This is a genomic window from Microbacterium sp. cx-55 (genome assembly GCF_021117345.1).
Lineage (GTDB): Bacteria > Actinomycetota > Actinomycetes > Actinomycetales > Microbacteriaceae > Microbacterium.
This window is the reverse complement of record NZ_CP088261.1, coordinates 101924-121021: the sequence shown is the minus strand read 5'-3', so window position 1 is coordinate 121021 and position 19098 is coordinate 101924. Positions and strand designations below refer to the sequence as shown.

Sequence of the window (19098 nt, the reverse complement as noted above, 5' to 3'; positions counted from 1 at the left end):
CGCGTCCGGACTCGCTCGCCCCAGCGAACCCTGTGCGCATGACGGGACCGTCAGATCGGCGTTTCCGGGGCGTAAATTTCCGCGTTTCCGACCGGTCCAATCGCGCCCGTCCGGCCGGGCGGCTCCGGGCGCTCAGGCCCCCCGGTCGGCGGCCAGCTGCAACACGGATTCTCCGAGCGCCCGGATGCCGAGCGCGACGTCGGATGCCGATACCGCTTCATCCGGATGGTGGCTGATGCCGTCGGGGTTGCGGAGGAACAGCATCCCGACGCCCGTGATCGCCCCGATCGACATGCCGTCGTGCCCCGCACGGCTGAAGATGACCGCCGGGTCGTCGGATCCGATCGTGCCGGTCGAGGCGATGCCCTCGCGGACGACGTCCTGGAGGAGCGGCGCGCACATCACGGCGGGGGCGTTGTGCACCTCTCGCGCGCGCCAGCGCAGCCCGCGCCGGCCCATGATCTCGTCGAGGTCCCGCGAGAGCGCGTTCCAGACCCGGTCGCGTTCACCGTCGAATTCGCCGCGGAGATCGAGCGAGAACCGCGCCTCCCCGGGAACGATGTTGACCGCTCCCGGGAACGCCTCGAGCTGCCCGACGGTGCCGATGATGTGGTGCTCGCTGCGGCAGATCCGCTCGACGGCGAGCGCCGCCTCGCTCGCGCCGAGCAGCGCGTCGCGGCGCAGGTCGTACGGGGTGCCGCCCGCGTGCCGGGCCTCGCCCTCGACCACCAGCTGGAAGCGTCGCGCGCTCGCGATCGACGAGACGACCGCGAGCGCCTCGCCGCGGCGGTCCAGTTCGGGACCCTGCTCGATGTGCGCCTCGAGGTAGCCGACCAGCTCCTCCGGGCGGCGCGCCGCTTCGCCGATCCGGCCGGGGTCCAGGCCGAACTCGAGGAACGCACGGCGCAGACTCACGCCCGCCGCATCCGTCAACTCCCACCAGTCCGGGTCCCACAGCCCCGCGACGGCCGACGACCCGAGCAGGGCCTTGCCGAAGCGCGTGCCCTCCTCGTCGGAGAAGGCGACGACCTCGATCGCGAACGGGAGCGGGGAGCCGAAGCGGCCGTCGCCGAGCGGCGCGCGCAAGAGCCGCACGATCTCGAGCCCCATCAGCACTCCGGCGATGCCGTCGAAGCGTCCCGCGTCGGGCACCGTGTCGAGGTGCGATCCGATGACGAGCGCCGGGGCATCGGGGTCGAACCCGTCGCCCGCGATGCGCTCGAGGCGCCCGATCTGGTTGCCCGCCGCATCCTGGCGCGTCCGCATGCCGAGCTCGCGCATCCACTCCGCCGCGAGCCGGTTCACGCGCGCGTGCTCGGGCGAGAGGTACACCCGCTCGATGGCGTCGGATGCGGCCGAGACCCGCGCGAGCTCGTCGCACCGCGCCATCACCCGCCGCGCGGCCGCCGCCACCCGGTCGGGTCCGGCCTGCAGAAGCGCCGTCATCAGCCTCGACCCGCGAACACGTCCGCGGCGGCCTCGACGCCCGCGCCCGCGGGCACGGGCGCGCCGAATCGGCGGAGGATCGCCTCGAGCGCCGCGAGCGTGGTGAGAACCGCATCCTTCCGTGCGTTGTAGCCCATCGTCCCGATCCGCCAGACCCGCCCGTGCAGGGGCCCGAACGACGTGCCGATCTCGATGCCGAAGTCCTCGAGCAGGGCCTGTCGTGCCGCATCCCCGGGCACACCCGTCGGGATCTCGACGGCGACCACGTTGTTCATCTTGTGCGACACGTCGCCGAACACCACGAGCCCGAGCGCCTCGACACCGGCGAGCATCGCCGCACCCGCCACGCGGTGGCGCTCGAGCACGGCGTCGCGCCCCTCGAGCAGCAGCACGCGGGCGCACTCGCGGGCGCCGTAGAGCATCGACGTCGCCTCGGTGTGGTGGTTGAGTCGGCGCGGACCCCAGTAGTCGAGCACCATGCCGAGATCGAAGTAGTTCGAGCGCACGAAGTCGTCGGCGTTCTCGTCGCCCGCCTCGCGGATGCCGGCCTCGATGCGCTTACGCGACCGCACGACCTCGACCGCTCGCTCGCTGAGCGTCAGCGGCGCGGAGCCGCTCGGGCCGCCGAGGCATTTCTGCAGCCCCGCGGTCGCCGCATCCAGGCCCCAGGCATCCGCCTCGAACGCGTTGCCGCCGAGCGAGGCGGTCGCATCCGTGTAGAACAGCACCCCGTGCTTCTGGCAGATCGCCCCGATCTCATCGAGCGGCTGGTTCATGGTCGTCGACGTGTCGCCCTGCACGAGCGCCAGGAGCGTGGGCTTCACCCGCACGATCGCCTCTTCCACGACCGACGGCGGGAAGACCTGACCCCACTCGGTCTCGATCGTGTGCACCTCGGCCATCGCCCGCTCGGCGATCTCGGCCAGCAGGTGCCCGAACCGGCCGAACACCGGCACGAGCACGCGATCGCCCGGACGGATCAGCGAGATGAGCGCCGCTTCGATCCCGGCGCGGGACGTGCCGTCGATGAGGATCGTGGCCTCGTTCGACGTTCCCCACACCTGGCGGTAGAGCTCCTGCGTCTCGACCATCGTGTTCGTCATGAACGGGTCGTACTGCCCGACCAGCGGCGCCGACATCGCCCCCAGCACCGACGGGTAGGCGGAGATCGGGCCGGGGCCCATCAGCAGCCGGGCGGGCGGGTCGATCGGGGCGGGGAAGGCGGAGGTCATGAGGTTCTTCTCTCGGGGGAAAGGGTCGCGGCGATCCGGCGGGCCAGGCGCACGAGCGCGATGTCGGTGCCGCTGCGGGAGACCACGCAAACACCCACCGGCGCCGGCCCCTGGCGGGACGGGACGGTCAGGAGGGGGGCGGAAAGGGCCGGGAGCCCGCCGATGGCGGCCGGCGTCGTCATGCGGAGCGTCGCCTGACGGACGACGTCGATGCGCGCGCTGTCGGCCGTCCGGGTGGGGGCGGGGCCGGGCACGGTCGGAAGGATCAGCACCGCGTCGCGGACGAGCTCCTGCACGTGCTGGCTCAGCTCTTCGAGACGGGCGCGGGCGGCGGCCTCCGCATCCGGGGTCACTTCGCTCGCGATCCGGAAGCGTTCGGCGACGGCGGCCCCGGTGGCACCCGGGTGGGCGCGCAGCCAGTCGGCGTTGTTGCGCCACGCCTCGGCCGCCTGCACGGTGCGGAACGGCTCGAAGTAGTCGTCGAGCGCACCGATCTCGATGCGGCGCAGCACGGGTGGATCATCGGATGCGGCCAGCCGGGCGAGCAGCGCGTCGAACGCCGCGCGGGTGTCGGGTTCGACCGCGTCCAACACCTCGTCCGGCACCACGAAGCGCCACGGCAGGTCTTCGCCGGATTCGCCGAAGACGCTCTCGGTGGACGCGGACCCGTCGTAGCTGAGGCACCAGTCGACGACCCGCTGCATGGTGTCGCCGTCGCGGGTCAGCCAGCCGACGGTGTCGAACGACTGCGCGAGGGGCAGCAGGCCCTGTCGCGGCACCAGGTCGTGGGTCGTCCGCAGCCCCCACAGGCCCTGGTACGACGCGGGAACGCGCACGGATCCGGCCGTGTCGGTGGCGAGCCCGATCTCGGCCTGGCCGGTGGCGACCGCCGTCGCCGGACCGCTCGACGAACCTCCCGGGAGTGCGCCCGGCAGCGCACCGTTCGGGGGGGTGCCGTAGTGCGCGTTGTCGCCGGCGATCGAGTACGCGAACTCGTCGGTGCGGGCGATGCCGCGAAGCGACGCGCCCCCGCGGAGGAGGTCGGTCACGGCCGGGGCCGTCGTCGTCTCGGCGCGCGCGGATTCGAGGAACGTGGGGTTGCCCGCGCCGATGCGGTAGCCCTTGATCGCGAACAGGTCTTTCACCGCGACGGTGAGGCCCTCGAGCGGCCCCTCCCACGCGCCCTGGAACAGCGGGTCGCCGACCGTGCGCCACACCGAGCGGTCGAGCGCCTGCGCGCGCGGCGTCACGTGCGCCGCGCTGATGCGCCACCCGGCGTCGAGCCGCTGCCAGAGCTGCGTCTGCAGTCCGGTTCCGCCGCCGCGGTAGCGCGAGATCGACACGAGGAGCGCGAGGTCGTCGCCGAACGGCCGGTATTCGATGCGCTCGATCGTGCGCGGCGGGACTCCCCCGCGCACTCCGCGGAACGCGCTGATCGAGTCGTGGCCGACCAGGAGTCCGGCGCCGTCGCCGCGGAGCGTGTCTGCTCCGGGCGCGAACATCCGATCGAGCACCTCGAGGTCGTTGGCGAGCACGGCCCGCTCGTACCGGTCGAACGCGTCGCGCAGCTCCGCCGGGATGTCGGCCAGCGGGGTGCGGGTCTCGTCGGCGCTCATGCGGAGGCCTCGGCGTCCGGAACAGCCGCGAAATCGCCCAATCGGATGCGGGCGTGCACGCCGCAGACGATGTCGACGACCTGCGAGATGTCGAAGTCGGTGGCCGCCGACAGGTAGGCGTAGGCGAGGTGCTCGTCCATGCCGTAGCGCGCCTGCAGCAGGGTCAACGCGGCACGCACGCAGCGGCGCATGGCCTCGCCGAGATCGAGATCGAGTCCCGTCGGCACGAGGTACTCCGCGGTGCGCACGAGGGGCCCGGCGACCTCGCCGAACGCGGCGAGCGCCTCCGCACGCGGCACGACCTCGAAGCGCAGCGTCGCCCGGAGCGACGCCTCGAGCGCGGTGAGCGCGACCTCGCCGTCTCCCTGCGCGAAGTGCGGGTCGCCGACGTACGCCAGCGCACCCGCGACCTGCACCGGCAGGTACAGCACGGTGCCATCGACGAGGAGGTTGATGTCGATGTTGCCGCCGTGCGCGCCGGGCGGCACGGAGTGCGGGCGATCGCCGCCGGTGACCGCGACGCCCATCGTGCCGAGGAACGGCGCGAGCGGGAACTCGACGACTCCGGGTCCACCCTCGACGAGCGGAAGCACACCGACGAGCCCGTTCGCGCGCTCCGCGACGGGGGTGAAGACGCTCACGTTGTGGTCGCCGCGCGGCAGTTCGCCGACGAGCGCGCCCTTGCCGTGCCGGTTCGAGATGACCCCGTAGGGCACACGCGGCACGAGCCGTTCGACCGTGATCTTCAGCAGATCCCCGACCTCGGCGCCCTCGACGTAGACGGGCCCGGTGACGACGTGCGGACCGTCGGCGCTCACGTCGCGCGCGAGACCGGCGGCGATGTCGATCGCGTCGCGGAGCACCGCATCCGCATCCACCCCGTGGCCGGTGAAGTACGCGAGCGGGTCCTTGCCTTGGTCCTCGAGGACGCCCTCGTGGCTGACCGTGTCGATCGTGACGGTCTCGCCGGGGGCGATCCGCAGCACGGCGGCGTCCGCCGCGCACGGGAGGCGCCCCCACATCACGGTCCCGGTCGTCGCGGCGAGGTAATGATCGCCCGGGCGATCGCCGGTGTCGGGCTGCAGAATCTGGAATGTCACGCGTGGGTCCCCTCGGCGCCGGCGATCAGCTCGTGCCCGACGCGCGCGGCGATGGGCTGGCCCCGACGGTACACGGGCACCCCGTGCACGTAGGTGGACTCCACGATCCCGGTCAGGGTCTGTCCGTGCCACGGCGACATCTTGTTGCGGTACTCGAGGGTCGCCGCGTCTACGACGGTCTCCTCGTCGGGGCGGAAGATCGCGAGATGCGCCGGCTGCCCGGGGGCGATCGTGCCGCGGCCGCCGAGGCCCGCGAGGCGCGCGGGGCCGGTGGTCATCAGCGGAAGGACCTGTTCGAGCCGGATGCCGCGGGCCCGCGCCGCCGTGTGCACCGCAGAGAGGCCCGTCTGCACTCCCGAGATCCCGCCCCAGGACAACCCGAAGTCGGGCTCGCTCTTCAGCTCGGAGGTCGACGGTGAGTGGTCGCTGACGATGGCGTCGATCGTGCCGTCGACGACTCCGGTCCAGAGCAGGTCCTGGTTCGCCCGGTCGCGGATGGGCGGGCAGCACTTGAAAGCCGCCGCACCGTCGGGCACGTCCGCGGCATCCAGGGTCAGGTAGTGCGGGCACGTCTCGATCGTGATGCGCACGCCGTCGGCCTTCGCGGCACGCACGTCGTCGAGCGCCGAACCGTCGGAGACGTGCACGATGTGCACGCGCGCGCCCGTTCGCCGGGCGGTCTCGATGACGAGGCGGATGGCGTCGCGCTCGCTCTCCGGCGGACGCGACGCGAGGAAGTCCCGGTAGTGCACCCCGAGCGGGCCGTCGGCGTGGAGGTGCGCGGGATCCTCGGCGTGCACGATGAGCAGCCCGTCGAACGTCGCGAGCTCGGCGAGGGCGCGGTCGAGCTGGTCGGCGTCGAGGTGTCCGAACTCGTCGATGCCCGACGGTGAGAGGAAGCATTTGAACCCGACCACGCCGGCGCCTGCGAGGTCGCGGAGCGCTCCGAGGTTCTCGGGCACCGCGCCTCCCCAGTAGCCGATGTCGACCGCGAGCTTTCCCTGCGCGGCGGCGCGCTTCGCGGCGAGCGCGTCGGGAGTGGTCGTGACGGGCGAGCTGTTCAACGGCATGTCGAGCAGCGTGGTCACCCCGCCCGCGGCGGCGGCCGCGGTGCCGGTCGCGAAGCCTTCCCACTCGGTGCGGCCGGGCTCGTCGAGGTGCACGTGCGTGTCGACGAGGCCCGGCAGCAGCACGGCATCGTCGGGCAGCACGGTGTCGGCATCCGGGTCGAACGCGGCGATCGCGGTGATGATCCCGTCTGCGAACCGCACGGTGGCGGGCACGAAGGTCGTACCGAGGAACACGCGTCGCGCGGCGATGGCCGCCGGCCCGGAAGTCGTCATGGCCGCCACGCTAGGCCGCGCAGGTTTCATGAATGTAACCAGCACCAACATCCGCGCGGGGCGCCCGAGTTCACCCGTATCGTGGACACCGCCTGACGCGGTCGGCGACGAGAAAGGACACCCCGTGAACCTCGACGAGTTCAACGCCCTCGATTCGGCCGCTGCGGCGCAGACGGTCGGCGTGTGGGCCGCCGTTCCGGGGTGGGTGGACGCGATCGTCGTCGCCCGCCCGTACCCGTCGCGCGATGCACTGATCGCGTATGCCGGCGGGCTCGCTGAGGTGTGGTCGCGGGCCGATCTCGATGCGGCGCTCGCCCACCATCCGCGGATCGGTGAGAAGCCGAAGGGCACGGGCGCCGAAGCCGCCGCATCGCGCACCGAGCAGGCATCGATGGCCGCCGCGGCCGACGAGGTGACGGCCGCGATCGCCGCGGGAAACCGCGCGTACGAAGAGCGCTTCGGTCGGGTCTTCCTCATCCGTGCCGCCGGTCGCAGCCCGGTCGAGATGCTTGCGGAGCTCCGTCGCCGTCTCGGCAACGACGATTCGACCGAGGCCCGCGAGGCGACCGTGCAGCTGGCCGAGATCGCCTTGCTCCGCCTGCAGACGACGATCGAGTCGGATGCTGCCGAACCGGAGGACGCGGAATGACCCATCTCACGACCCACATCCTCGACGCCGTGCGCGGCGTGCCCGGCACGGGCGTCGCGGTGGCCCTCACCCGGCACCTGCCGGCCGGAGGCACCGAGGCGGTTGCCGATGGCGTGACGGATGCGGACGGCCGTCTCGCCCTCGGACCCGACTTGCTCGAGCCGGGCGTGTACGCGATCTCCTTCGCGACCGGCGCCTTCTTCGCCGATCAGGGGGTCGAGTCGTTCTACCCGCTCGTGACGGTGAACTTCACGGTGAGCGATGAGCGGCATTACCACGTGCCCCTTCTGCTGAGTCCGTTCGCGTACTCCACCTACCGCGGCAGCTGACCCGCGGGATCCCCGCCGCGGGAGCGCCGCCCCGCCGCGACAGCTGACCCGCCGCGCGACAGCACGCCGCTGCCCCCGAGCACACGTCTCGGGGTCGTCGGACACTCGCCGTTCAGGCCGCAAGGTCGAACCGTGCACGCCCGCCGAGTCGTGGGGACTGGGCGGCGTCGAGCCAGGGCGGTGGAATGAACCAGACCTTCGCGGCGATGCCGGTGCCGTCTATTCGGATCTCCCACCCGTCGTCGTGGATGCGATGGTGGCAGGTCGTGCACAGCAGGATCGCGTTGGAGAGGTCCGTCGTGCCGTGATCGCGTTTCCACCAGGCGATGTGATGGACGACGGTCAGGTGCGGCGGAAGCCCGCAGGAGGAGCATCCGCCGTCGCGTTCGCCGACGGCGAGCTTCTGAGCCGGGGTGAACAGGCGCTTGGCGCGCCCCCAGTCGAGAATCTCACTGTCCCCGCCGAGCACGCATGGGATGATTTGCGCGTCCGCGGCCATGCGCCGGGCGGTCGCTGCGCTGACGGGTGCAGCGGATCCGTCGATCGTCACGGCGCCGACACCGGACTCGAGCTGGTCCAGCGTCATCCGCACGACCACGGTCGTGGTCGGTGCCGTCGGCACGTCGGTGCAGCCGATCGCGTGACGGCAGATGTCTGCGAGGGCATCCGCCCGCATCTGGGCGACGGACCGCCGGTCATCCGCGGTCGACGGCTCGCCCTGACCCACCCCGCCTGCGGCGATGGCGTCGTCGCGGCGTCGCATCATGCCGGTCACGATTCCCTCGATCGCGCAGGTGACCGGCGCGGCGGTCTCGGGGTCGAGTCGCCCGGAGAAGACGAACATGCCGTGACGGTCCTGGTGGATCGATAGAGCCCGCTTGCTACGCCGTTCGTCGTCCCGCGGCTGCACGCCGTCGGGGTCGAGGTGTGCCTCGGCGCGCAACAGCAGCTTCTGCAGCTGATCGAGCGGGAGCCCCGGCGCGGCCTCAACCAGACGCTGTTCCATGGCGTCGAGGTCGGCGGCATCTGCACGCACGTCTACCCGATCGAGCAACCCGACGATGGCACCGGCGGCAAGCGTGCCGATCAGTGACGCCCGGAGCGCCTCGGCGACGTGCGGGTGCTTCGCCGGGCGCTGCTCCCCCGTGAGTGCGACCCGCGGCGCTGTCGATTCGCCGATCGTGATGGCGCGCAGTGCTTCGGCCGTGCTGGTTCCTGTGACGGTCGAAATCATCGCTGCCGGGGTACGGAACCCGTTCTTCCGTGCCAGTGAGTCCTTGCCGAGCTCTGCCCTTGACTGCCGCGCGATCTCTGCAGCAACCGGCAGATACGCCGCATCCACCGCGCGACGCAGGATCCCGAAGGCTTCGTTGAGTCGCACGAGATCACCCGGCGCCACCGCATCGGCACGGCCGTCACCACAGAGTGCGCGCACTGTAGCGAGCGCGCCTGCTGCCGTGTCGAGTGGGTCGTTCATAGAACAAAGATACCATGCTTACTCTCCCGAGTCTAGTATCTTTGTTCTATGAATCGATCACGTCCCCGACCCGCACCCTGCCTCCCGCTCGGCCCACGGCGCTCGTCTCCTCCCGTGGATCGCACGTCCCTTGCGCTGCGGTGCGCGTGCGAGCCCACCATCCCGCTCGCACGCGACCGCAACCGCGACCGTGCGACGGCGCGATCCGCCGCGAACGGGATCTCGCACGACCGACGCGACCTCGGTCAGCGGCACTCCATCGCCGGACCCGGCCGCCCTCTCGGGCCGCCCTCCCCATCCCGCCCTCCCCGGCCGCGCTTCTGGCCGCGCGCCCGACCGCCCTCCCGGCCCGGCCCGCCCCGCTCAGGCGACGGGCTGCTGCAGGTCGACGACCCAACGTCGCGACTCGGGCGGCGCTTCGAGGTAGACCTCCCGCGCCGGCCCGGCGATCCGGAGTCCCCGCGCGTCGACCTCGGTCACGAGCGCTTGCCAGGTGCGCTGAATCCCGCTGAGATCGTCGGCCGCGTACCGCACGGTGAGCGCGCGGGCTACAGCCGCTACCTCGGCGCGCTCGAGCCCATCCGGCACGGGCCGGTCGCCGATCTGCTCGGCCGCGGCGGCGATCACCTCGTCGTCCACCGCGGTGTACACGGCAACGCCGGGGCCGCGGCGCTCCACTCCCGCGGCGTCGAGCGCCGCCCCGACCCGTTCGAACATGGGTCCGATCTCCGTCTCGATGTCGGCCATCTCCCGCACTCGCGCCGACAGTTGCACGAGCGGCAATGCGGGCAGGTCGGTCTCGATGAATACGTACACGGTGTGCTCCTTCTCGATCGATCGGAGCCTCGCTTCGACGAGATGCAATCGCCGCCGGTCCGCCTCGATGCTCACCATCAGCTCGTCCCGCCGCGCACGAAGGAGGGCGGCCACTCGCGGCGACGAATCGTCGTCGGCGAGCAGCCGCCCCACCTCATCGAGCGAGAACCCGAGGTCCTTGAGCGCAACGAGGCGGTTGGCCTCGTCGAGCTGAACCGCGGCATACGAGCGGTACCCGGTGAACGGATCGACGCGGTCGGGGCGCAGCAGGCCGAGCTGGTCGTAGTGACGCAGCATCCGCACCGAGACGCCGACCAATCGCGCGAACTCTCCGATACTCAACATGGTGACCCCACTCCACGCCCTCACACCGTGTGAGGGTCAAGTATCCCGGAGCGAGCATGCCGCGTCGGAGACCCGTCCGCCCATCCGCGGCTCAGGGCAGGACGAGCACCGCCTTGACCGCCGCACCGGACTGGGTGTCGGCGATGGCCTTCTCGATCTCCGCGAACGGGTAGGTGGTGACGAGCCGATCGAACGGGAAGTCCCCGGCCTGATACATCGCGAGCAGCTTCGGGATGAACGTCTGCGGCACGGAGTCGCCCTCGATCGCCCCGATGAGAGTGACGCCCGAGCCCGAGAAGAGACCCGCGGGCACGACAGCATCCGGCTTCGGAACGCCGACGGTCGCGACCTTCGCACCGAACCGGGAGGATGCAACGAGGTTGCCGATGACGGCGGGGATGGCGGTCGTGTCGATCGCGAACGGGGCACCGACTCCGCCGGTGGCGGCCTTGATCTGGTCGACGACGTCGTCGGCGCGACCGTCGACGACGTGGGTCGCACCGAGCTCGCGGGCGACCTCGAGACGCTCCGGCAGCACGTCTACCGCGACGATCGTCGTCGCACCCGCGGCCTTCGCCGCCATGATCGCGGAGAGCCCGACCGCGCCGGCGCCACTGACGACGAGGGCATCGCCCGCGCCGACTCCGAGCGAGTTCAACACCGTGCCGGCACCGGTCTGCACGCCGCATCCGAGCGGACCGACGAGTTCGAGCGGGATGCTGGCGTCGATCTTGACGGCGTTCCGGGCGGCGACGAGCGAGTAGCTGGCGAACGAGGACTGGCCGAAGAAACTCCCGGTGACGTCGCCGCCATCCGGGGCCGCCATCGTGCCGGACCCGTCGGCCCGGACCCCCGCCACGTTGAGGGTCATGAAGTCCAGGCAGTAGGCGACCCGTCCTGCGACGCAGTTCTCGCAGTGCCCGCAGGATGCGAACGACAGCGCGACGTGGTCGCCGGGGGCGAAGCCGGTCGTCGCCTCCCCCACGCGCTCGACGATGCCGGCGCCCTCGTGACCGAGCACACGCGGAAATGCGCTCGGGATGTGGCCGTGCTGCACGGCGAGATCGGTGTGACAGAGGCCCGTGGCGACGATGCGCACGAGCAGCTCGTCGGGCTTGGGGTCCTGCAGCTCGATGTCCTGGAAGACGAACGGCGCATCGACGGCGTCGAGGACGGCGGCGTGGGCGAGAGTGGACATTTCAACCTCCAAATTTCATGCGCACGCATCGAACGTGCGCATCCGCCACGCTACGCCCGCATCCGCCCCCCTGGCGCGGCCTTGACCTCGAGCGCCCCCGCAGCCCCCGATCCCGTAGGGAAGTCCATGCAACCCACCGCGCGCCACTTTCCTGTCCGCGCGCCTCAGATCGGTGGCGCGTCAGCAGGAAACTGGCGCGCGCGAAAGCTACCGCCCAGCGCATCCGCGCAGGCCCGAGTCTCCCGCTCGGTCATCATCGCGCGCCACTTTCCTGTCCGCGCGCCTCGGATCGGTGGCGCGGACGCAGGAAAGTAGCGCGCGAGCCACTGCGCGCACGAACCCCCCGCCCGCGCGCACCAAAGCCGGCACGCACCAACACCGACCCGAACCGGCACCCGCCCGCGCGGGTCAGCCGCGGAAGATCGTGTGCAGCCGCAGATCGGCGAGCTGCTCGCGACCGCCGAGACCCTCGAGCTCCATGAGCACGGCGGTGCCGGTGACGACGCCGCCGACCCGGGCGACGAGGTCGCGTGCGGCGACCAGCGTGCCGCCGGTGGCGAGCACGTCGTCGAGCAGCAGCACGCGCGTTCCCCGCGGGATGTCGTCGTGCATCTCGATCGTCGCGGTGCCGTACTCGAGGGCGTAGTCGGCGGATGCGGCGGGCCGCGGCAGCTTGCCCGCCTTTCGGATCGGCACGAGCCCCACACCGGCGGCGATCGCGACGGCCCCGGCCAGCAGGAATCCGCGGGCCTCGACTCCCGCGACGACGTCGAACTCGCCCTCGAAGGGGGCGATCAGGGCGTCGGTCACGGCCCGCAACGCCGGCCCGTCCGCGAGGAGCGGAGCGATGTCGCGGAAGAGGATGCCCGGCTTCGGGTAGTCGGGGATGACCGTGATGAGGCTTTCGGCGCGCGTCAGAGCGGCGGGATCGGGATGCGGCACCCCGCTACCTTAGTCGGCGCATCCGCCGGCCTCCCCGCCCTCCGGCCCGGGAGAAGACACCCGGACCCGCCCGCGACCGCTGCCGCACCGCACGTTCTCGAGCTCGCGCACGTGCTGCCCGTACCGCCGCACGACGCCCCCGGAAGCACTCGCATCGAATCGATACGATTCACCCGGTACCCTGGACCCCATGACTTCGACGCAGGATGCCGCGACCGCTGCGGCGGCGCCCGGAACGTTCGCCCCCGCCCCCGGTGACGAGTGGTGGCGCACCGCGGTGATCTATCAGATCTACCCGCGGTCGTTCGCGGACTCCGACGGCGATGGCATCGGCGACCTGCCGGGCATCACGGCCCGCCTCGACTCGCTCGCCGACCTCGGGGTCGACGCCATCTGGTTGAGCCCGTTCATGGTGTCGCCGCAGAAGGACGCCGGGTACGACGTCGCCGACTACTGCGACGTCGATCCGATCTTCGGCACCCTCGCGGACTTCGACGCGATGCTGGCGCGCGCGCACGGACTCGGCATCCGGGTCATCGTCGACCTCGTTCCGAATCACTCCTCCGACCAGCACACCTGGTTCCAGCAGGCCCTCGCCTCCCCTCCCGGCAGCCCCGAGCGCGCGCGCTACATCTTCCGCGACGGCCGCGGAGAGAACGGCGACCTGCCGCCCAACAACTGGGAGTCGGTCTTCGGTGGACCGATGTGGGATCGCGTGACCGAACCGGATGGCACTCCGGGCCAGTGGTACCTGCACATCTTCGACTCGTCGCAGCCCGACTTCGACTGGACGAACCCCGAGGTCCGCGAACAGTTCCGCAGTGTGCTGCGGTTCTGGCTCGACCGCGGAGTCGACGGTTTCCGCATCGACGTCGCGCACGGCCTGATCAAGAAGGACGGCCTGCCCGACTACACCCCGCCCGCCGACGGCGACTCGATGGGCGGCGACGATGACGACGTGCCGTACTGGGGCCAGCCCGGGGTGCACGATGTCTGGCGCGACTGGCACGAGGTCGCGGCCGAGTACGACGGCGACCGTGCGCTGTGCGCCGAGGCGTGGCTGCCGACGCCCGACAAGACGGCGCTCTGGGTGCGCCCCGATGAGCTGCACCAGGCGTTCAACTTCCCGTATCTCACGACCGAGTGGGATGCGGCGCCCCTCCGCACGATCATCACCGAATCGCTCCGCGCGTTCCCCGCGGTCGGCGCGCCGTCGACCTGGGTGCTGTCGAACCACGACGTGATCCGGCACGCGTCGCGTCTCGCGCTGTCGGGGGAGAGCCCGCAGGGCGAAGGCATCGGGCCGCTGTCGGCGGCGCAGCCGATTCCCGAGCTCGGGCTTCGCCGCGCGCGCGCCGCCTCGACGGTCATGCTGGCGCTGCCGGGCTCGGCGTACGTCTACCAGGGCGAGGAGCTGGGTCTCCCGGAGGCCGTCGACATCCCCGACTCCGCGCGTCAGGACCCGACCTGGTTCCGCACGAAGCACGAGAAGTACGGGCGTGACGGATGCCGCGTGCCGATCCCATGGGAGGCATCCGCCCCCGCCTTCGGGTTCAACGCGACCGGCGCCTCGTGGCTGCCCCAGCCCGCCTCCTGGGCGGAGCACGCGCGCGACGTGGAGAGCCGCGATCCGGAGTCGACGCTGTCGCTCTACCGGCAGCTGCTCGCGGAGCGTCGGGCGCACGGGCTCGGTTCGGCGACCTTCACGTGGCTCGACGGGTTCCCCGCGACGGTCCTCGCGTTCCGCGTCGACGACGTGACGGTGATCGCGAACCTCGGAGATTCCGCCGTCGCGCTGCCGGATGGCCGCATCCTGATCGCCAGCGAAGGGTTCACCGGGCGAGAACTGCCGGCCGACACGGCCGTCTGGCTCGTCGCCAGCTGAGCTCCGGGTTCGACCCGGCACGCGCCGGCCGACGCGCGACCGGGCACGAGCCGGCCAAGGCGGCCAACCTGGCATGCGCCGACGGATGCGGCCTCCCGGGTCGCGCCCGTAGGCTCGGGCGCATGGCAATCGACCTCGAAGCGCTGTACATCGACCTGCACCGGCACCCCGAGCTCTCGTTCCAGGAGACCCGCACCGCCGGTGTCGTCACGCGCACGCTGACCGAGCTCGGCATCCCGTTCGACGAGGGCATCGGGCGCACCGGTGTCGTCGCGACCCTCCGCAACGGCGACGGCCCGGTCGTGTGGCTGCGCGCCGATATGGACGGACTCCCCGTCGAGGAACGCACCGGGCTCGCCTACGCGAGCACGGCGCACGGCCTCGACCCGGCCGGACTCGATGTACCGGTCATGCACGCGTGCGGGCACGACATGCACGTGACGGCGCTCCTCGGCGCGCTCGAGCGACTCGCCGCGACGACGGGCGAATGGTCGGGCACCGTGATCGCGCTCTTCCAGCCCGCCGAGGAGTTCGGCGCCGGAGCCCGCGCGATGATCGACGACGGCGTTCTCGACCGCTACCCGGCCCCCACCGTCGTGCTCGGCCAGCACCTGACTCCGCTCCCGGCGGGGCTGATCGGGGTGCGGCCCGGCACGCAGATGTCGGCATCCGACGGCCTCTCCGTGACCCTGCACGGTCGCGGCGGTCACGGGTCGCGCCCGCACTCGACGATCGATCCGATCGTGATGGCCGCGGCGACCGTCATGCGCCTGCAGACGGTGGTCTCGCGCGAGACCGACCCGCGGAACATGGCCGTCGTGACCGTCGGGTCGATCCACGCGGGGCTCAAGCACAACATCATCCCGGCCGAGGCGACACTGCAGCTCAGCCTGCGTTACCCCGACGATGCCGCCCGCCTTCGGGTGCTGGCGCAGGTCGAGCGCGTCGTACGGGCGGAGGCGTCCGCATCCGGTGCCGAGCAGGAACCCACGATCGTCACCGACCACACCCTGCCGCCGACCATCAACGACGCCGAGGCCACGGCCCGGCTCGAGGCGGCATTCCGGCGCGCGTTCGGCGAGAGCGCCGTGATCGACCCGGGCATGTTCACCGGCAGCGAGGACGTCTCCTGGTTCGCGCGCGACACCGGGGCGCCGCTCGTCTTCTGGTTCTGGGGCGGTGTGGATCCCGAGCTCTACGCCCGGGCCGCCGCAGACGGAACGATCGACCGCGACGTACCGACGAACCACTCGCCGTACTTCGCGCCGGTGCTGCATCCGACGATCGAGCGCGGCGTCGAGACCCTCGTCGTCGCCGCCCGCGAGTGGCTCGACTGACCGCTACGCGACCTTCTCGTTCAGGGTGCCGGTCACGCCGTCGTACACCTCTTTGAGGGACTTCGCGAGGTCCACATACGTTCCCGCCGACTTCACGAGATCCATCACGAAGTCCATCAGCAGCGTCGACCACTTGGTCGCCTTGACGGCCAGCTGTGCGGCGACGAACGGTGTCGCCGCACCGAGGGTCGCCGCCACCTCGGCGAGACTCACCACGACGTAGCCGACGAGATCGCTGATCGCATCGCGTACGAGATCGTGCACGGCCTTGACGATCGTCGAGAGCAGCTCGACGGCGACGCCGACACCGGAGGCGAGTTGCGCAGCGATTCCCAGGCTGTTGGCCATCGTCTCCAGCATCCGCTGCTCGGCGTCGACGGCGAAGCCCCGCATGTCGGCGAGGTCGGCGAGCGTGGCGTTGAGAGCGTCCGCGGAGGCGGAGACGCTCGTCGACACGTTCTGCCACGTGGCTGCGTAGCTGCTCACCATGCGGTGGTCGCCGGTCAGCGAGTTGAGCCAGTCGGTGAGCGGCCAGATGTGCTCCAGCATCCATCCGACCCCGAGTGACACCAACGTCGCGATCGGGTTCAGGACCGCATCGACGACGCTCAGCGCGATCGATCCCATGGCGAGGGATGCTGCGACCCAGTCACCGCTCTGCAGCGATGTGCCGAGGGTCATCCCGTCTTCGAACGGCCCGACGCCGTCCATCCAGCCCGGCATCTCGGGCGCGACGATGAGCGAATTGGACTGCGAGGCGATCGTCGAGTTGAGCACCCCGCCGTATCCGACCGGAGTCATACGTACACCGTCCCGTCCAGACGCGACTCGAGTTCGCGGATCTCTGCGCAGTTCTCCTGCTCGCGGCGCTCGAAGTCCTCGGCGATCGCTCGCACGATCCCGGCTGTCCGGAGGAGAAGCTCGCGCGTGGCCACGAGCGACGCACCCGCACCAGCACCCATCGCCACCGTCGGGAGGGCCGCGAACCCGCACATCAGGCCATAGGCGTCGCTGCCGATCGTCATGAACCCGATCGCCCCGATCGGGTCGTCGAGACCGCGCGCGGCCGCCTCGACATGCTGCGCGTGCGAGCGGAGTCCCCCGCAGTCGATCGCGATCTCGTGGCTCATCGCAGCAGTCCGTCCTCGGGGCGCTCGATCTGCGGCGCGTACTCGTCGACGTTGTCACGAAGCTTCGTGACGGTCGGCGACTGTTCGCCCAGCGTGTCCGCGGCGAGCGCCACACTCTCCGCGCTCGTGCGCCGGTAGCCCTCTTCCAGCGCATCCAGCAGCAGGGCGGTCAGTTGGGCAGGACGAAGTGCCAACGCGTCCTGCGTGAACACCACGTTCGTGAGCCGGCCACTCACGTCCACGTGCACCGTGAGCTCACCTCCCGGTGACGTCACCTCGGTCGAGATCGTCCGGATCTGGGCCGCCAGCTCCTGCATCCGTTCGGCGTGCCTGATCGATTGATCGACCTGGCCCTGAATACGCCGAAGCGCTTCCTGGACTTCCTCGGACTGCTCCGCCATGCGATTTCCTCCCCCGTATCGGTGCGGGAACCGCCACGATCGTGCACAGCGGACGCCCCGGGATATGGTCGCATACCGGGGGGAAACGGAACACTGCCATTGACAGGGCGATCCGTGATCTTTTCGGCGAACATCGCCGTGAACGAATCCGGAGGCTCGTCGCTGAGCCCGCGGTCGCCACCGTCGTCCGCGACGACATTGCCAGCGACGCCACTGGACAGCGACGCCGAGCGCGAGAGAATGACGGTGTGCTGCCCTCCGCGGATTATCGCCCCCTTCTCGACCCGCCCTTTCGTGACCCGAATCTGAAGCCCGACGCGCAGGCCATCCAGGCCTTCGCGGTGACGAACGGGTGGGAGTACTACGTCGGATCCGGGCCCCAATCACTGCCCGGCATCGTCTTCCGCGACGCGCGAGGTCGATCCCGCAAACTCCAGCGCGCGGGGAACATCGTCCGCATTCCGGGATCTCCCCTCATCGAGATCGGCAACAGCGCGTACTCGGTGGCCGTGAACCTCAACCTGATGAGCATCACCTGGGGCTACGTGGCCGTTCCCCTCCGCACACCGCTGCCACCGTTCCTTCTCGAGTCCGAACGCGCGCGGACGCGGTCTCCGCTCCCGGCCCTTCCGGACGGCGTCACCACGCTTCGCCTCACGGGGGCGGATGCGGCCGTAACCGCCCACGTCGCACCCGCCGCGGCCGACTGGCTCCGCGCCGTCGTCGCGCCCGAGCTCGCCTCCCTCCTCGACGACCCGCACCTGCCGATCGATGTCGAAGTCGCCGAGGGCTGGCTCTTGCTCTACGCGCCCGTCGAGCTGTCGACGCCAGACCCCGCTGTCTGGCAACGCGCGTTCGCGGTTCTCGGGGCTGTCGTGTCGGCACTCGGAGTCGATTTCGCACCGTCACCCACGGCACCCGCTGCCACACCGGCACCGGCAGCGGCAGCGGCAGCACCGTTAACGGCGCCCGCTGCACCCTCGGCGTCGCCGTCGCCGTCACCGTCACGGTCGGCGGCGCCCCCCGTCGCACCCCGCATACAGGAGAAGAGCTGGCGGGTCAACCGCGGACGGGTGCTCGGCTACTACGGCGCAGCGCTTGGCGTCCTTGCTCTTCTCGCGGCGGGTGTGGCTCTGTTCGTCCCGCGCTGACCCAGCGTCCAGGACCGCGGGTTCGCCTCCCGTGAGCCGGCTGTGAGATCCCGCCTATCCCGCCCGGAACGACACTGAGCGATATATCGTGAAGTATCGTCCAATCATTCCCCTGGAGGTCATCATGAACGGTTCTTTCGACAATCTGTTCGGCAGCGGTTCCCACGCCTTCGGCGGGGGGCGACCGGTAGAGGGCATCATGCAGGCCATGGATCAGTTGCGCTCCGCGTTCGAGCAGCGCACCGCCGCGCCGCGTATGCAGCGCGGTGACGTTCGCGCCGCCGTCCTCTCGCTGCTCGCCGAGCAGCCGATGCACGGCTACCAGATCATCCGCGAGATCGGCGAGCGCAGCGGCGGCACCTGGAAGCCCAGCGCCGGCTCCGTCTACCCGACCCTGCAGCTCCTCGCCGACGAGGCCCTGATCACGGCCGACGAGTCGAACGGTCGCAAGACCTACTCGCTCACCGAGGCGGGCCGCCTCGAAGCCGAAGCCGCGACCGAGAGCCCCGCCCCGTGGGAGACCTCGAGCAGCCGTGACAGCAGCGGTCGCCTGACGGCGCTTCCGAAGGCGGGCGTCGAGCTCGCCCAGGCCGCCGCGCAGGTGGGCCGCTCGGGCAATGCCGAGCAGGTGCAGCAGGCCGTCGATGTGCTGGATGACGCGCGCCGCAAGCTGTACGCCATCCTCGCCCAGGACTGACCCG

The 19098-nt window shown here is 71.1% G+C and carries 18 protein-coding genes; 6 read left to right on the top strand and 12 right to left on the bottom strand.

Annotation, left to right across the window (positions count from 1 at the left end):
- Nucleotides 1-132 precede the first annotated feature (132 nt).
- From LQ938_RS00590 to allB, 5 genes are read right to left on the bottom strand one after another with little or no spacing between them, the layout of a single operon-like run.
- The gene (locus tag LQ938_RS00590; protein ID WP_223722125.1) at nucleotides 133-1446 is read right to left on the bottom strand and encodes an allantoate amidohydrolase; all 1314 of its coding nucleotides are present in this window, start codon (nucleotides 1444-1446) and stop codon (nucleotides 133-135) included.
- The gene (locus LQ938_RS00585; protein WP_223722124.1) at nucleotides 1446-2678 is read right to left on the bottom strand and encodes a pyridoxal-phosphate-dependent aminotransferase family protein; all 1233 of its coding nucleotides are present in this window, start codon (nucleotides 2676-2678) and stop codon (nucleotides 1446-1448) included. Before LQ938_RS00585 ends, LQ938_RS00590 begins: the two co-directional genes overlap by 1 nt.
- The gene (locus LQ938_RS00580) at nucleotides 2675-4294 is read right to left on the bottom strand and encodes an AtzH-like domain-containing protein (RefSeq protein ID WP_223722123.1); all 1620 of its coding nucleotides are present in this window, start codon (nucleotides 4292-4294) and stop codon (nucleotides 2675-2677) included. Before LQ938_RS00580 ends, LQ938_RS00585 begins: the two co-directional genes overlap by 4 nt.
- Nucleotides 4291-5394, bottom strand: a complete 1104-nt coding sequence (locus tag LQ938_RS00575; RefSeq protein WP_223722122.1) for an acetamidase/formamidase family protein — start codon at nucleotides 5392-5394, stop codon at nucleotides 4291-4293. Before LQ938_RS00575 ends, LQ938_RS00580 begins: the two co-directional genes overlap by 4 nt.
- Complete coding sequence (gene allB / locus LQ938_RS00570; protein ID WP_223722121.1) at nucleotides 5391-6737, bottom strand: allantoinase AllB; 1347 nt, start codon at nucleotides 6735-6737, stop codon at nucleotides 5391-5393. The genes LQ938_RS00575 and allB overlap by 4 nt, the downstream gene beginning before the upstream one ends.
- 124 nt (nucleotides 6738-6861) lie before the next feature.
- Here allB and uraD point away from each other — a divergent pair, with 124 nt between their 5' ends.
- Complete coding sequence (uraD, locus tag LQ938_RS00565; protein WP_223722120.1) at nucleotides 6862-7386, top strand: 2-oxo-4-hydroxy-4-carboxy-5-ureidoimidazoline decarboxylase; 525 nt, start codon at nucleotides 6862-6864, stop codon at nucleotides 7384-7386.
- Nucleotides 7383-7715 (top strand): hydroxyisourate hydrolase, encoded by a 333-nt coding sequence (uraH, locus tag LQ938_RS00560; RefSeq protein ID WP_223722119.1) that lies wholly within the window; start codon nucleotides 7383-7385, stop codon nucleotides 7713-7715. Before uraD ends, uraH begins: the two co-directional genes overlap by 4 nt.
- A 112-nt stretch (nucleotides 7716-7827) precedes the next feature.
- Here uraH and LQ938_RS00555 read toward each other — a convergent pair whose 3' ends face one another.
- The 4 genes from LQ938_RS00555 to LQ938_RS00540 all read right to left on the bottom strand — a co-directional run bounded on the left by LQ938_RS00555 (nucleotide 7828) and on the right by LQ938_RS00540 (nucleotide 12493).
- Nucleotides 7828-9192 carry an HNH endonuclease signature motif containing protein gene (locus LQ938_RS00555; protein ID WP_223722118.1) on the bottom strand — a complete coding sequence of 455 codons (1365 nt, stop codon included), beginning with the start codon at nucleotides 9190-9192 and terminating at the stop codon, nucleotides 7828-7830.
- A 363-nt stretch (nucleotides 9193-9555) separates the two neighbouring features.
- Nucleotides 9556-10353 (bottom strand): MerR family transcriptional regulator, encoded by a 798-nt coding sequence (locus tag LQ938_RS00550; RefSeq protein WP_223722117.1) that lies wholly within the window; start codon nucleotides 10351-10353, stop codon nucleotides 9556-9558.
- Between the two features lie 91 nt (nucleotides 10354-10444).
- Entirely contained in the window at nucleotides 10445-11551 is a 1107-nt protein-coding gene (locus LQ938_RS00545) for an NAD(P)-dependent alcohol dehydrogenase (RefSeq protein ID WP_223722116.1), read from the bottom strand.
- A gap of 408 nt (nucleotides 11552-11959) precedes the next feature.
- Nucleotides 11960-12493: an adenine phosphoribosyltransferase gene (locus LQ938_RS00540; RefSeq protein ID WP_223722115.1), complete on the bottom strand. Its 534-nt coding sequence runs from the start codon at nucleotides 12491-12493 to the stop codon at nucleotides 11960-11962.
- Nucleotides 12494-12683: 190 nt separating this feature from the next.
- Here LQ938_RS00540 and LQ938_RS00535 point away from each other — a divergent pair, with 190 nt between their 5' ends.
- Both LQ938_RS00535 and LQ938_RS00530 read left to right on the top strand, forming a co-directional pair.
- Nucleotides 12684-14378 (top strand): glycoside hydrolase family 13 protein, encoded by a 1695-nt coding sequence (locus LQ938_RS00535; RefSeq protein WP_223722114.1) that lies wholly within the window; start codon nucleotides 12684-12686, stop codon nucleotides 14376-14378.
- Between the two features lie 122 nt (nucleotides 14379-14500).
- Nucleotides 14501-15715, top strand: a complete 1215-nt coding sequence (locus LQ938_RS00530) for an amidohydrolase (protein WP_223722113.1) — start codon at nucleotides 14501-14503, stop codon at nucleotides 15713-15715.
- Nucleotides 15716-15718: 3 nt separating this feature from the next.
- Here LQ938_RS00530 and LQ938_RS00525 read toward each other — a convergent pair whose 3' ends face one another.
- Genes LQ938_RS00525 through LQ938_RS00515 form a run of 3 tightly spaced genes read right to left on the bottom strand, consistent with a single transcriptional unit; the run spans nucleotide 15719 to nucleotide 17246 of the window.
- A complete protein-coding gene (locus LQ938_RS00525) occupies nucleotides 15719-16516 on the bottom strand; it encodes a hypothetical protein (RefSeq protein WP_223722112.1) in 798 nt (265 codons plus the stop codon).
- Nucleotides 16513-16845 carry a hypothetical protein gene (locus LQ938_RS00520; protein WP_223722111.1) on the bottom strand — a complete coding sequence of 111 codons (333 nt, stop codon included), beginning with the start codon at nucleotides 16843-16845 and terminating at the stop codon, nucleotides 16513-16515. Before LQ938_RS00520 ends, LQ938_RS00525 begins: the two co-directional genes overlap by 4 nt.
- The gene (locus LQ938_RS00515) at nucleotides 16842-17246 is read right to left on the bottom strand and encodes a YbaB/EbfC family nucleoid-associated protein (protein ID WP_223722110.1); all 405 of its coding nucleotides are present in this window, start codon (nucleotides 17244-17246) and stop codon (nucleotides 16842-16844) included. The genes LQ938_RS00520 and LQ938_RS00515 overlap by 4 nt, the downstream gene beginning before the upstream one ends.
- Before the next feature lie 248 nt (nucleotides 17247-17494).
- On the opposite strand from LQ938_RS00515, the gene LQ938_RS00510 reads away from it, so the two are divergent.
- Together LQ938_RS00510 and LQ938_RS00505 are read left to right on the top strand one after the other, a co-directional pair.
- Nucleotides 17495-18397, top strand: coding sequence for a hypothetical protein (locus LQ938_RS00510; protein WP_223722109.1), 903 nt, complete (start codon nucleotides 17495-17497; stop codon nucleotides 18395-18397).
- Between the two features lie 124 nt (nucleotides 18398-18521).
- Nucleotides 18522-19094 (top strand): PadR family transcriptional regulator, encoded by a 573-nt coding sequence (locus tag LQ938_RS00505; RefSeq protein ID WP_374197477.1) that lies wholly within the window; start codon nucleotides 18522-18524, stop codon nucleotides 19092-19094.
- The last annotated feature ends 4 nt before the right edge of the window (nucleotides 19095-19098 follow it).